Origin of the sequence: Pseudomonas duriflava, assembly GCF_007830155.1 — a bacterium.
GTDB lineage: Bacteria > Pseudomonadota > Gammaproteobacteria > Pseudomonadales > Pseudomonadaceae > Chryseomonas > Chryseomonas duriflava.
Genome location: NZ_VLKY01000003.1, coordinates 225,381 through 238,866, shown reverse-complemented (window position 1 = coordinate 238,866; position 13,486 = coordinate 225,381). Strand labels below are relative to the sequence as shown.

The window sequence follows — 13,486 nt, the reverse complement described above, 5'->3', positions numbered from 1 at the left end:
GGAAAGTTTTTTGACCTTGCCTCTATCACTTTTTTCTTTTCGCTCGGCAATGAAACAAATTCGCATTCGCTTTTGGGAGAAGAGACATGCCTTCATTGTTCCGTCCTACGCTACTGGCTACTGCCCTTGTGCTGGGCCATGCCGCATTCGTTCATGCCCAGACCGCCGTAGGTGAGCGTAATTATCAGCTACCCACTGCTCCGTTATCCACAACCCTAACCCGTATCGCCAGCGACGCCGGGTTAACCTTGAGTCTTGATCCCGGCCTGGCCTCCGGCCGTACCTCCCATCCAGTCAATGGTCGCTACGATGCTACCGAGGCCTTGCGCGAAGCCTTGCGTGATACAGGTCTTGAGTTAGTGGAAAGCGAGCCAGGAATCTATACCCTGCGCCCCTTGCCCTCTGCTGACGACACGCTGAGCATGGCTACAACCACTATTATGGCCGGGCCGATGGAAAACGCCTGGGGGCCTGCAGAGGGATATGTGGCGAATCGCACAGCCTCAGCCACCAAGACGGACACGCCCATTCTCGAAACGGCGCGCTCCCTGTCAGTAGCGACCCGTGACCAGATGACTGACCGGGCAGTACACAACATCGACGATGCTGTTCGCTACATGCCGGGTGCCGTCTCCAGCTTTTATGGTAGCGACACCCGAGCCGACTGGCTGCGCGTCCGTGGCTTCGAGCCTACCCGCTTTCTTGATGGCCTGCGGTTGCCCGACGGCGTCTATGTTGATCCCAAGCCAGAAACCTGGAATCTTGAACGCCTGACCCTGTTGCGCGGCCCCGCTTCATCCGTTTACGGCCAGACACCGCCAGGCGGCCTGATCGAGATGGTCAGCCTGCGCCCCCAAGCCGAAGCCAGTCATGAGGTCCGTGTCGAGGCTGGAAACTATAATCATCGCCAGATCAATTTCGACACTACCGGCGCGCTCGATGATGAGGCTCGCTTTCTGTACCGCGTGAGCGGTGTGGTGCGTGACAGCGATACCCAGATCGAGCATGTTCCTGACAAGCGCTACAACATTGCCCCCAGCCTCACCTGGAACATCAATGACGACACGCACCTGACCTTCCTGTCTCAGTACACTCGTGATGACACAGGAATTACCAGTCAATTTCTGCCGCTTCGCGGTACCAAGCTCGAAGGCCCGTGGGGTGAGGTTTCACGCCATAAAAATCTAGGCGATCCGGATTGGGAATTTTACGACCGCACTTATTATTCGCTGGGCTACGCTTTCGATCATCGCTTCAACGAGACGTGGCAGTTCCGTCAGAATCTGCGTTATACCAAGAGCGACCTATCCTTCCAGGGTATTACCGTTGGTGGCTATGCAGAGGCTGTCAGTGAAGACGGCACAGTAGCGCGTAATACCAATATTGTTGACGAGGACATCAGCCAGTTTGCAGTCGACAATAACCTGCAGGGCAATTTCTCAACGGGTGAGGTGCAGCATACGTTGCTGCTGGGTCTGGACTATCAACGCTCCAATACCAACTACCAGTACCTGTTCGGCCAGGCGCCCAGTTCCAATATCAATAACCCCGTTTATGGCCAGTACTTTGACCCAGCGGCAGCCCGTCAGTACACGTTGTACGACTACAACCAGAAAACTCACCAGACTGGCCTTTATATTCAAGACCAGATGGCCCTGGATCATTGGCGCCTGACCCTGGGCGGACGTAAGGATTGGGTAACTACCGAGACTGAGTTCTATACAACCGATGCACATCCCAAGAGAGACGATTCCGCCTTCACGGGCAATGCCTCGTTGAGCTACGTGTTCGATTCCGGCCTTGTGCCCTATATTTCTTATTCGGAGTCATTCCAGCCAACCAGCGGCGCAGATGTCAGTGCGACCCAGTCCTTCAAGCCGACCGAGGGCAAGCAGTACGAGGTGGGCGTAAAGTATCAGCCAACAGGTACGAACACGCTTTTGACAGCGGCGGTATATGACCTGACGCAAAAAAACGTTTCCGTTACTGACAATGTAGGTGGAGTGACTATTACCAGTCAGACCGGCAAGGTAAAGGTTCGGGGCGTCGAGCTGGAAGCCACTTCCCACCTCACGGATAACCTCAAGCTGATTGCCTCTTATGCCTATACCGACACGGAAGTTCAGGACGGGCAGTACAAGGGTAATCGCTTGCAGCTTATTCCGGAGCATCAGGCATCGCTATGGGCGGACTATACCTGGCATGCAGGCTCACTGGACGGCTTTGGCGTTGCAGGAGGCGTTCGGTATGTTGGTGATACCTATGGCGACCAGGCAAATACCTGGCTAGGGCATACGGGCTCCAATACGATCTATGATGCTGCAGCTCATTACGACCTAAGCCGCCTCGACAGCCGCTTCGAGGGTGCTTCGGTAGGTGTGAACGTCACCAATCTTTTCAACAAGGAGTACCTCTCCACCTGTGATGGCTATTACTGCTACTACGGTGATGAGCGCAGCGTTGTCGCGAACGTGACGTATAAGTGGTGACCCCACTCGTTGGCTAACACAACAGGAAAGCCGGCCTCGTGCCGGCTCTTCTAGTGGATAGTCTCAATGACGGTTAGTACCTCCAACGCTTGCATAACCCCCCATGCATGACCGACGATCACGGTTCAGCTTTCGTTAAGCTTCACATCAAGAGAGTGCGTGATGTCGATGATCCTCTTTCATACCCCTGCCTCACCCTTCGGCCGCAAGATCGTAGTGATGCTGCATGAGACCGATCTGATCGAACAGGTCGAGCTGGAGATCGTCCAGCAAACGCCCCTCAATCCCAATCGCGACGTTATCGAGGCCAACCCGTCCGGCAAGATTCCGGTTCTGCGTCTAGACGACGGTTCAACGCTGCATGATAGCCGCGTCATTCTCGACTACCTCGATACCCTGCATCAGCAGGAACCCATGATTCCTCGTCAGGGTCCTGAGCGTTGGCGGCGCATGACCTTGGCTTCTCTGGCCGATGCGATGACCGAATCAGCCGTACAGATTCGTTATGAAACCTTCATGCGGCCGCCCGGCATGCAGTGGCGACTCTGGCTAGACAACCAGCAGGAAAAAATTGCTCGGTCGCTCGATTATTTCGAAAACACCGCATTTGCTGAATTGCAGGGGCCGTTTGACATGGCCTGCATCAGCCTGGCCTGCCTGCTGGGCTATCTGGACCTACGGGTATCCAGTTGGCACTGGCGCGGCGAATACCCCAAGCTAGCCGCTTGGTATGCCGAAGCCGACCAGCGCCCCTCCATGCAGGCCACGCGCCCAGAAAGCCGCTAAAGGCCGGGCAGGCTCCTTTTAACAGCGGGGTGAACCGGCCAGATGCTTTTCCTTGGGATCAACAGCCGCCTCGAATTTGCGTAATGCCTTGGCGCCGATCAGCAAGGGATAACGGAAACGGCTGCGGTCGGTCAGGTTCACCTCAACGGTTCTGGACTGATCGCCCAGACAAAGCTCCATTTCAATGACGGGTCGTTCCGTACCGGATGGCTCGTCGTCTTCGTCATCGCCCTCTTCGGCACGGCTCTTGATCTTGCTAATACGGGCCAGACGATGCTCATACACGGTATCGTCGGCTTTTTCGGTCGCCAAACGGAAACGGACCCACTCTTTTCCCTCTCGCGTGAACAGCTCGATATCCTTGGCTGATAGAGAGGCTGTCCAAGCGCCGGTATCCATCTTGGCCTGCAGGGCCACCCCTAATTCAGGAAGGCGGAAGGTTTCGTAACGCCCATAAAGCGTGGGCTCAGCCAGGGCCAGCGCAGGCAGGCTCATGAGGCCTAGCATGGAAAGAAAGCGTTTCACACAAAACTCCAGTCAGATCATTAGGGCGGGTCGGGATTCGACCATGGACTGAGTGTCCCGTTCTGGCGTCCTTCTGTCCACACGGCGTCCAGCGATTCGCGACTGACGATACGGTCATATTTCTTCAGTTTTAAGATTATTGCCAAAAGTTCGTTGCAGCCTATTCAAAGCAAATGACCATTTGCCCCGCCAGTAGGGTGACTCATCCAGAGAGTCCCGCATTTATCAACATGCACTCCCAGGCGTGTCTAACGATAAGAATACGTTTACGCCTGATAGGTTAGAGACGGTACCATCCACGGCCGCCGCCTCTATACGGCACGTCTATACCGCTATGTCGTCTAATAAAAAATAGAATTTCAGGAGTGTGAATGCGCCATCTGATCATTGGCCTGGCTACTAGCATTTTGCTGTTAATCAATACCCTTATTCTGATCGGCCCCCTGATGGCAGTCGCCCTGTTCAAGCTTATTCTCTCCTACAAACCCTGGCGGAACGCCTGCTCTCGAGGCGTCATGGCAGTGGCCGAAACCTGGGCGGAAATTAACAAGCACATCTTCGCGCTGTGCACACCGACCGTGTGGGATATCCGTGGTAACGAAAGTCTGCGCCGCGACCGCTCCTACTTGCTCATTTCCAACCACCAATCCTGGGTCGATATTCCTGCCCTCGTGCAAACCTTCAATCGACGGGTACCCTATTTCAAGTTTTTCCTAAAGAAAGAACTCATCTGGATCCCGTTTCTCGGCCTGGCATTCTGGGCTCTGGATTATCCGTTCATGAAGCGCTACTCGAAGTCAGTCCTGAAAAAGCGACCTGAACTCAGAGGCGTAGACCTGGAGATCACCCGTCGCGCCTGTGCGAAATTCCGCGACCAACCCGTTACCGTTGTGAATTACCTGGAGGGCACCCGCTTCACGCCAGCCAAACAGGCTCAGCAGCAATCCCCCTATCGTCACCTGCTCAAGCCAAAGGCCGGCGGGGTCGCGTTCGTTCTCGCCACCTTGGGTGAACAGCTCGATGCAATTCTCGATGTAACCATCAGCTACCCTGAAGGCCAGATACCCGGCTTCTGGAAACTATTAAGCGGCCAAATTAATCGCGTTATCGTAGATATTCAGACGCGCCCGCTGGATCCGGCGCTCTGGAAGGGGGATTACCAGAGCGACCCGGCCTTTCGTGCGCGGGTCCACCAATGGGTGGGGCAACTCTGGGCAGAAAAGGACAAGCGTCTGGAGCAACTGATCGATGAAAGGCGCCAGGACTAACTTCGACACGTTGCGAACCGGCCTCACGCGGCATAAGTAGAGGGCTAACGAGCGACTTGATACCCTTGTAAAAAGATACGAAAGGCCTGCTCAACCGCAGCGCTTATTCGGGTATCGTCAACTTCGCTTACGATACCCGACATGGCCTGTGCAAGAGTTCAGCAACCAGACCCACCCTATTTCTGGGCCATGTTCATAAAGCAAACGCCCCGTTGAGGAAGGTTCCCACTGAATGACGCTTCTACACGATGGAGGTTGCCGTACAGTTTGATGTACGCTCGCTGGCGTATTTTGATATCAGTATATGAAATTGAGTCGCCGACGCCAGCCGTACAGAAAGCCGTGCAAGTTGACGTCTCGATGGCATACTAGCTGTCAGGATGAGCCTCCTATCAATGGCGGGGGGCTTGTCTAACTGTTGTAATATTGGCCGTTGATAATTTCGCCCCCATCTATTCCTATAAATAAAGGGCCGCCATGCCGACATGAGTCTTGTCCAGAGTTCCCTGTCGTTATCACCTGAGCAGACGACACCAGTTACAGAGGCCGTCGAGTCGGTGCATCCCATTACCCTGAGCGATGACGTGGTTTGTTCCTGGCTGGTGGGCCAGTCACGGCTCAAGCAAGGCGATATCGAACGGGCACGCCGGCTTCATGCAGACTCGCCGGATGAAAGTTTCAGTCTTTTTCTCTTGCGCCTGGGTATGGTGTCCGAGCGGGACCTGGCTCAAGCCTGGGCCACCCTTCTACAGGTTCCGCTGATCACAGAAGATGAAGCGCCCGCCCTGCTGGAAGATCCACCTGAGCTGTCTGTCCGCTTTCTCAAGCAGTTTCAGGTTGTTCCTCTAGGACGTGACCAGAATGGCCCTCTGCATGTACTGGTCGCCAACCCGGCCGATTCTTATGCCATCGAAGCTCTGCAATATGCTTGCGCCTGCCCAGTTCGTCTGTCCATCGGCTTGCGTAGCGATATCGAGAACCTGATCGAGCGCTATTACGGTCAGGGCCGCTCGGCGATGGGCACTATCGTGGAAAACCTCGATGCTCAGACAACGTCGGAAGACGATATCGAACACCTGAAGGATCTGGCCTCCGAGGCGCCTGTAATTCGTCTGGTGAACCTGATTATCCAGCGCGCGGTCGAGAATCGAGCATCCGATATTCATATCGAGCCGTTTGAGAACCGGCTCAAGGTGCGCTACCGCATTGACGGCGTGCTACACGAATCCGAAGCGCCGCCAGCCAGTTCAACTGCTGCGGTGATATCCCGGGTCAAGATCATGGCCAAGCTGGACATCGCCGAGCGCCGTCTGCCGCAGGACGGACGAATCATGCTGCGCATCCAGGGCAAGGAACTGGACCTTCGGGTCTCGACCGTTCCTACCAGCTTTGGCGAGTCGGTGGTCATGCGCCTGCTCGATCGTGAATCGGTAAGCTTTGACTTTGACAGCCTCGGCTTTGCCGGTCAGTCGCTGGACACGTTTCTCAACGTACTCGAACGTCCCCATGGCATTCTGCTGGTCACCGGCCCTACCGGCTCGGGCAAAACCACGACGCTCTACACCGCCCTGTCGCGTTTGAACACGGCCGAGCGCAAGATCATTACGGTTGAAGACCCGGTGGAATACCAGCTGGAAGGGATCAACCAGATCCAGGTCAAGCCCAGCATCGGCCTCGACTTTGCCGGTGCGCTGCGCTCCATTGTCCGTCAGGATCCGGATGTAATCATGATTGGTGAGATGCGCGACCTGGAAACCTGCAGTATCGCTATCCAGTCAGCCCTGACCGGTCACTTGGTGCTCTCAACACTGCATACCAATAGCGCCGCGGGCAGTATCACCCGCTTGCTGGACATGGGCGTCGAGGACTACCTGCTCGCCTCGACCATCAATGGCATTCTGGCGCAGCGTCTGGTCCGCCGCCTCGACCCTGCCATGCGAGAAGCCTACGAGCCGCTTCCGGAAGTAATCGAACAGTATCAGCTCGAACGATATACCGATGAGCGCCCCATCCGCCTGTACCGTCCTCGTCGCGACCTTGCAACAGGCGAAGGCTATCGGGGCCGTAGTGCCATCAGTGAGCTGCTGATCATGAACGACACCTTGCGCAGCCTGTTGATGAAGCGCGCCGACGCCGCGACCCTGGAGCAGGCCGCTCGTGCCGAAGGCATGTATACGCTTTATGAAGATGGCTTGCGGCAAGCTCTGGCTGGCGTGACCACGCTGGAAGAAGTCTTACGCGTTACCAGCGGGGAATAGCATGGCCCAGTTCCGTTATCGCGCCCTCGATACTGCCGGAGAAGCTATTAACGGCCAGCTGGAAGCGCCGGGCCAGGAAGAGGCTGTCAATCAACTTCAGGAACGAGGACTGCTAGTCCTCCAGGTCGTACCGACCCAGGGTGAAGCGGCACGTGGCTGGCGGGCCTGGTTCAACCGCGACCCACTGAGTGGCGCGGGCCTCGCCCAGTTCACTCAACAACTGGCTACCTTGCTCAGCGCCGGACAACCTTTGGATCGCGCCCTGAGCATTCTGCTCAGCCAGCCCAGCGAGGATAAGTCCCGACGGCTCATTGAGCGCATTCGCGAGCGCGTCAAGGGCGGGCGGCCTTTATCGGCGGCCCTCTCCGAGGAGGGCGGCCAGTTTTCCCAGCTCTATATCAGTATGGTTCGTGCAGGCGAAGCCGGCGGCTCGCTGGAAGACACGCTTGCACAGCTAGCACTTTATCTGGAGCGCTCCCAGGCGTTGCGGGGCGAAGTTATCAACGCCTTGATCTATCCTGCCTTTCTTGTGGTGGGGGTACTCGGCTCACTGGCACTGCTCATGGCCTATGTGGTGCCGCAGTTCGTACCGATTTTCGCTGACCTCGGCGTTCCCGTACCGCTCATGACCCAAAGCGTACTCTGGCTGGGCCAGTTCCTTTCTAACTACGGCCTGCTGATCCTGATCGGCCTGATTGCTAGCTTATGGCTGCTGGGTGCCCGTCTGCGAGACCCCGAGCGGCGGATGCGCTGGGACCGTCGCCTGCTGAGTGTTCGTTTAATGGGGCCGCTGATCCAACGCCTGGAAACTGCTCGCCTGGCACGTACGCTGGGGACTCTGCTGGGTAATGGCGTCCCGCTGCTCTCAGCGCTATCGATCGGCCGTCAGGTCTGTGCCAATCGAGCCCTGCAAGGAGCCGTTTCCGAGGCCGCCGACCAAGTGAAGGATGGCGGCTCGCTGGCAGCCGCGCTGGGCAGTAGCCGTTTGTTGCCGCACCTGTCCCTGCAAATGATTCAGGTCGGCGAGGAGTCCGGGCAACTTGACGCCATGCTAATCAAAGTTGCCGACATCTTCGATGCCGAAGCACGACGCGGTATCGATCGCCTACTGGCTGCCCTGGTCCCGAGCCTGACTATTGTCATGGCCGTCCTGGTAGCTTTCATCATGTTGGCCATCATGCTTCCGCTGATGAGCCTTACCAGTAACATCTAACTGCCGATGAGCCTTTCCATGACTAGAACGATACGTAACCTTCCTCACCGTAGCCGTGGCTTCACCCTGCTTGAAATGTTGGCGGTAATCGTCCTGCTTGGAATTGTCGCCACCATCGTGGTCCGTCAGGTAGGCGGGAACGTCGACAAAGGCAAGTACGGTGCTGGTAAAGCTCAACTGGCCAGCCTCAGCATGAAGATCGAAAACTATGCGCTGGATGTCGGCGCTCCGCCGAAAAACCTGCAGCAACTAACAACCCGTCCCGCCAACGCACGGAACTGGAATGGCCCGTACGCAAAGCCTTCCGACCTGCAGGATCCGTTTGGTCATGAGTTCGGATACCGCGCGCCAGGCCAGCACGGTTCATTTGATCTGGTTTTCTATGGCCAGGATGGACAGCCTGGCGGCGAAGGCTATAGCGCCGACGTAGGTAGCTGGGAATAAGCGTCCCCATGCCATGCCGCGCACCTTCTGATCTTGCTAGCGGCCTACTAATGGCTGCTAGCGGACCGGCACGTGCACAACGAGGCTTTACCCTGCTTGAGATGATCGTGGTCATCGTCCTGGTAGCTATTGGCCTTACCCTGGTTTCCTTTGGAGTTACCCGCGGGCTCGACAGCGTACGGGTAAGGGAGGCCGGCCGCGACCTAACGCTGGCCTTGCGTGCCGTACGAACACAGGCCATCACGACAGGGCAACCTGCCACGCTTGATTTCGACCTGAGCAAGCAACGCTATCAACGCGCGGGCAAACCCTCGCAGCGCCTTCCTGCCGGCATGCATATGCGCTTAACGACCGCAGCCGATCTTCGTACGGGCCGGCAAGCTGCCATCATGTTCTTTCCTGACGGCAGTTCCACAGGCGGCAATATCCATCTGGAAAAAGACGGCCGCGCATGGCGTGTTGATATTGCGTGGCTAACCGGTGCGGTTCGTTGGCAAGAGGTACAGCCATGATCCCGCGGGTACGCACCCAGCAGGGCTTTACCCTGCTTGAACTGCTCGCCGCGATTGCCCTGCTCGCCATAACCTTTTTTGTAGTTATGGGCGGCATAGGTCAGGCCACTCATGCGCTACTCAAGGACAATAGGGCCACCCGCATGGCACTGGTTGCACGTTCGCTGCTCGATGAGTCCGTGCATACCCTTCTCCAACCAGGCACAAGCAATGGACGACTCACTGACGGCACCGCCTGGCGTCTGGACATCGCCAGGGTAGAAACACAGAGCGCACTACAGCTCTACCGACTCGACCTGACCCTGACCGTCGCGGGCCACCGTGAACGCTTCAGCACTCTTCGGATCCAGGGCGGAGCGGACAACACGTTATGAAACAGGCCGCACGAGGATTTACGCTGCTGGAAGTGCTGTTGGCTATCAGCCTCCTGGGCATTTTGATGGTGCTTATCGGCTCGTCCCTGATCAGCGCCAATCGCACTCTTGCACGCAGCGAGTCCTTTACGGCACGCCTGGATGAAGTGCGCGCCTCGCAGAATTTTCTGCGCCGCGCCCTGCAACAAGCCCTTCCCCTCCCCTTGGATCCATTAGCGCAAGGCGCACCCGCAGTATTCCTGGGCGAGCCCCAGGAAATGCGCTACACCGCCAGCCTTCCAGCGCATCTGGGTGGTGGATTACATATGCAAACCCTGCGCCTGGGGGGCGCCGAGCAAGAGCGCTGGCTGCAGATCGACTTTGCCAAGCGGATCGAGCAAAACGCTACTCAAGCCTGGGGTGAACCTCAACGCCTGTTGCGCGAGGTCAAGCACCTTCGACTGTCCTATAGCGGGCTTGATCAAAATGGTAAACCTACCGACTGGCTGCCTCGCTGGCCCTGGCCACAACGCCTGCCGCAACGTATTCGGATCGACCTGGAAGCCCAGGGACCCATTGCCTGGCCGCCGCTACAAATAGCCCTGCGTCTGGACCTGAGCAACAGCAATGCCGTTGGAGGCGCGCTATGAAGCCGGGGCCATACTGCCTTAGAGGCAAGCAACGAGGCGTAGCGCTGCTGATTACACTATGGGCCCTGGCCCTGCTCAGTCTGATTATGGCAGGCGTCGTTACAGCGGTACGCCTGGAGAATCGCCAAAGTCAGTACCTGCTGCAATCGACCCGCACGCAATTGGCTGCCGAGGCGGGTTTGGCCTTGGCGATACAACACATGGGCAGTCTTCAGCGAGAACAGCAGTGGGTAGCCGATGGCAGACCGTACCACCTCGACTTCGACAAGATCCGGCTGACCCTTGAGATACAGAGCGAATTGGGTAAGGTTGATCTCAACAGTACATCGCCCGAACTGCTTGCCCGTTTAGCTCTGACTGTAGGCGCGCCGGCCAATCAGGCCCGCCAAGTGGCTGCCGCGCTGCGGGCCCGCCAGGAGAGCAACGAGCCTACGCCCTTTCGTACATTGGAAGAAGCTACCCAATTAGCCGGTATGGACAGTTCGCTGTTCAGCCGTATAGAACCGTACATCACCGTATGGAGCGGCTATGATCAGCCCATCGCAGCCTTTGCTGCCCCTCCGGTAAAAGAAGCTATGGGCTTAAAAACACTGACGCCCCTGGAGGGTGCGGACCCTGGTCAAGTCCTGACGGTAAAAAGTCAGGCCGAACTGGATAATGGCTTTCGCTCCGCCTTGAGCGTCACGCTTCTACTCAACCCCACGGAAAGCAGTGCGCAACCATATCGCGTGTTGCGCTGGCAAGAATGAAAACGACTCGACTGGAATGGCCGGCCGCCTTGCGGCCCGCGTTAAACGCACTACAGGCCCAATGGGAGGCCTCCGTCTTTCCGCGCTTCTTTGGCTGGTGGCTTGGTGAATTGCGTGCCTGCCTACCGTCTCGCCTTAGAGAAGTCATTGAGCGGGGTGATGAAGAGCAAATAGTACGTTGGGAAAATGACGAACTCTGGCTACAAACACCCACTGGGCTACAGCCTTATCACTCCGCCTCCGTTCAAGGTCGCTGCGTTCTTCTGCTGACAACGCGGCAAGCCCTGGTCAGAACCATTAGCCTGCCGTCTGCCGCCGCCCAAGACTTAACCGCCGCGCTGGCCTTCGAACTGGATCGGCACACCCCGTTCAAAGCCAATCAGGTTTACTACGCATTTCGCCGCTGGCCCAGCCCGCCGCGTCAATCTTTGAAGCTGACCCTGGCCGTGGCCACGCGTGAGCGAGTAGACGCGCTATTAGAAAGAGCGAGCCAGTATGACGTGCAGCTCAGTGCCATCGATGTTCAGATGCAGGACGGCACGCGTCTGGGTGTCAACCTACTTCCCCCGGAGCGGCGTCAGGTTCGTCATGATCCTCGCCGTTTGCTGAATCGAAGCCTGGCTGTCCTGACCGTGATATTAGCGCTCGTCACGCTTCAGCTCTGGCTGCATAACCGCGAGGCCGTTTTGAATACCATGCAGCAAGAGGTTACGCGTCTACGCAACGAGGCCCGGGAGATCGATGAGTTGCGCCAGCAGTTGCAGAATGGCCTGGGCGCGACCCATTACCTGACGGATCGTAAACGATCTACGCCAGCGTTGAGTGTCATGCTCAGCGAGCTGACCCATTGTTTACCCAAGGATACCTGGCTGAGTGAAATGAGCGTGGAAAGCGATGGCCAGGTTAACCTTGCCGGGCAAAGCCAGCGGGCGAGTGTTTTGATCGGTGAGCTAAAGAAATGCCCTTCACTAACGGGCGCTCAATTCCAGGGCGTCATCCAGCCTGACGAAAACACTGGAAAGGAGCGCTTCTATCTGCTCGCTCATCTACGCCGGGAGGACGTTGGCCATGCGCCGAACCCTGACGCCCCGTGAAAGCCGAATTGCGGCCTTGCTGGTGCTGGCCCTGACGCTGTGCCTGGTCTACTGGGCCGGCGTGCATATATGGTTTATTGCGCCTCATCAGGCCATTGACGAGCAAATGGAGACTTTGCGTCAAACCCAGCTTCGCTACCAAGCGCTTCTGGCCCAGCGCGAGCCTCTTCAGGAACAGCTTGAAGCCGCACAGAACAGCCAAGCCGGTAACGAGAGCTTGTTGCCGGGCGACGACCCAAGTGTGGTCGCGGCTGGCCTGATGCAGCACACCGCGGAAATCATCGAAAAACACCGCTCCGACGGAGCAGGATGTGAATTACTGAACCGCACGCCCATCGCCGGAAATCCCGGTGATGAGCCCTATGCCCAGGTCAAAGTCAGCGTCAATCTGAGCTGCGCGATACAGCCTTTAGAAGCCATCCTGTATGACTTGGAAACGAACCGCCCCTTCCTGTTCATAGAGGAACTGCGCGTCGAACGGCATGAGGATGCGCCCTCGTCCGGAGGGGCGGGCCGCCTGGAGGTACAAATGTTGGTGACGGGTTACATGCAGCGCCGTACCAATCCCGTATCCACCGAGGAGCTCGAGCAGCCATGAACCAGGCCGATCATCGTCGCTTGACGCCCTGGCTCCTGATAGTAGCCGTTCTGCTGGCTGCCTTGGCACTGGCATTGGCTGTTGGAATCAACCGCCAGGTCAAGTGGTTGCCGCCGCAGGAAGCGCCTCGTCAGGCAGCGTCCGCGGATGCGCAGGCGCTTCCTGTACCGCCCCCACTCGATGCTTATGCCAATACATGGAAACAACCTTTATTCAGCCCCGACCGCCAGCCGGACCAGCAGATGGCTCAGGCAAGTGAACCTCAACAACTACAGGGCTTCAGCCTGACCGGCGTTATTGTGACCAATACGCTGCAAGTGGCTCTGCTTAAAGACAGCAGCGGCAAGGATTTTAGTCTTGTTCGCGGCAAGCAATTACCCAATGGCTGGACGCTCGAGCGCGTCGAGGCCACTCAGGTTCTGTTCACGGCAGGTGATCGCCAACAAATCCTGCCGCTCAGCCGGGAGAAAGCCCCGCTTGGGACGTCTGCCGCTCCTACGGCTGCGTCTGGCAATACCGCCAGAGCTGCCCCTAGAGAATAACAATT

14 protein-coding genes are annotated in these 13,486 nt (G+C 57.3%); 13 read left to right on the top strand and 1 reads right to left on the bottom strand.

The genetic code is table 11. From position 1 onward, the window contains the following. The first annotated feature begins 86 nt into the window (after window positions 1-86). Entirely contained in the window at window positions 87-2,489 is a 2,403-nt protein-coding gene (locus IQ22_RS05585; RefSeq protein WP_145139338.1) for a TonB-dependent siderophore receptor, read from the top strand. 162 nt (window positions 2,490-2,651) lie between these two features. Beyond that, window positions 2,652-3,275, top strand: a complete 624-nt coding sequence (locus IQ22_RS05580) for a glutathione S-transferase family protein (RefSeq protein ID WP_145139336.1) — start codon at window positions 2,652-2,654, stop codon at window positions 3,273-3,275. Window positions 3,276-3,293: 18 nt separating this feature from the next. Here IQ22_RS05580 and rloA2 read toward each other — a convergent pair whose 3' ends face one another. Beyond that, the gene (gene rloA2, locus IQ22_RS05575; RefSeq protein ID WP_145139333.1) at window positions 3,294-3,800 is read right to left on the bottom strand and encodes a retropepsin-like aspartic peptidase RloA2; all 507 of its coding nucleotides are present in this window, start codon (window positions 3,798-3,800) and stop codon (window positions 3,294-3,296) included. Window positions 3,801-4,171: 371 nt separating this feature from the next. Here rloA2 and IQ22_RS05570 point away from each other — a divergent pair, with 371 nt between their 5' ends. From IQ22_RS05570 to IQ22_RS05520, 11 genes are all read left to right on the top strand, one after another. Then, window positions 4,172-5,068: an acyltransferase gene (locus IQ22_RS05570; protein ID WP_145139331.1), complete on the top strand. Its 897-nt coding sequence runs from the start codon at window positions 4,172-4,174 to the stop codon at window positions 5,066-5,068. Window positions 5,069-5,553: 485 nt separating this feature from the next. Next, entirely contained in the window at window positions 5,554-7,326 is a 1,773-nt protein-coding gene (gene gspE / locus IQ22_RS05565; RefSeq protein ID WP_145139328.1) for a type II secretion system ATPase GspE, read from the top strand. 1 nt (window position 7,327) lies between these two features. Continuing rightward, the gene (gene gspF / locus IQ22_RS05560; protein WP_145139326.1) at window positions 7,328-8,539 is read left to right on the top strand and encodes a type II secretion system inner membrane protein GspF; all 1,212 of its coding nucleotides are present in this window, start codon (window positions 7,328-7,330) and stop codon (window positions 8,537-8,539) included. Between the two features lie 18 nt (window positions 8,540-8,557). Further along, window positions 8,558-8,983 (top strand): type II secretion system major pseudopilin GspG, encoded by a 426-nt coding sequence (gene gspG, locus IQ22_RS05555; RefSeq protein ID WP_145139323.1) that lies wholly within the window; start codon window positions 8,558-8,560, stop codon window positions 8,981-8,983. Between the two features lie 8 nt (window positions 8,984-8,991). After that, window positions 8,992-9,495 (top strand): GspH/FimT family pseudopilin, encoded by a 504-nt coding sequence (locus tag IQ22_RS05550; protein ID WP_244308957.1) that lies wholly within the window; start codon window positions 8,992-8,994, stop codon window positions 9,493-9,495. Beyond that, entirely contained in the window at window positions 9,492-9,869 is a 378-nt protein-coding gene (locus tag IQ22_RS05545; protein WP_145139320.1) for a prepilin-type N-terminal cleavage/methylation domain-containing protein, read from the top strand. The genes IQ22_RS05550 and IQ22_RS05545 overlap by 4 nt, the downstream gene beginning before the upstream one ends. After that, a complete protein-coding gene (locus tag IQ22_RS05540; RefSeq protein ID WP_145139316.1) occupies window positions 9,866-10,498 on the top strand; it encodes a prepilin-type N-terminal cleavage/methylation domain-containing protein in 633 nt (210 codons plus the stop codon). Before IQ22_RS05545 ends, IQ22_RS05540 begins: the two co-directional genes overlap by 4 nt. Continuing rightward, window positions 10,495-11,247: a type II secretion system protein GspK gene (locus IQ22_RS05535; protein WP_145139313.1), complete on the top strand. Its 753-nt coding sequence runs from the start codon at window positions 10,495-10,497 to the stop codon at window positions 11,245-11,247. Before IQ22_RS05540 ends, IQ22_RS05535 begins: the two co-directional genes overlap by 4 nt. Beyond that, entirely contained in the window at window positions 11,244-12,341 is a 1,098-nt protein-coding gene (locus IQ22_RS05530) for a PilN domain-containing protein (RefSeq protein WP_145139310.1), read from the top strand. Before IQ22_RS05535 ends, IQ22_RS05530 begins: the two co-directional genes overlap by 4 nt. Next, complete coding sequence (gspM, locus tag IQ22_RS05525) at window positions 12,316-12,939, top strand: type II secretion system protein GspM (RefSeq protein WP_145139307.1); 624 nt, start codon at window positions 12,316-12,318, stop codon at window positions 12,937-12,939. The genes IQ22_RS05530 and gspM overlap by 26 nt, the downstream gene beginning before the upstream one ends. Then, entirely contained in the window at window positions 12,936-13,481 is a 546-nt protein-coding gene (locus tag IQ22_RS05520; RefSeq protein WP_145139304.1) for a general secretion pathway protein GspN, read from the top strand. Before gspM ends, IQ22_RS05520 begins: the two co-directional genes overlap by 4 nt. The last annotated feature ends 5 nt before the right edge of the window (window positions 13,482-13,486 follow it).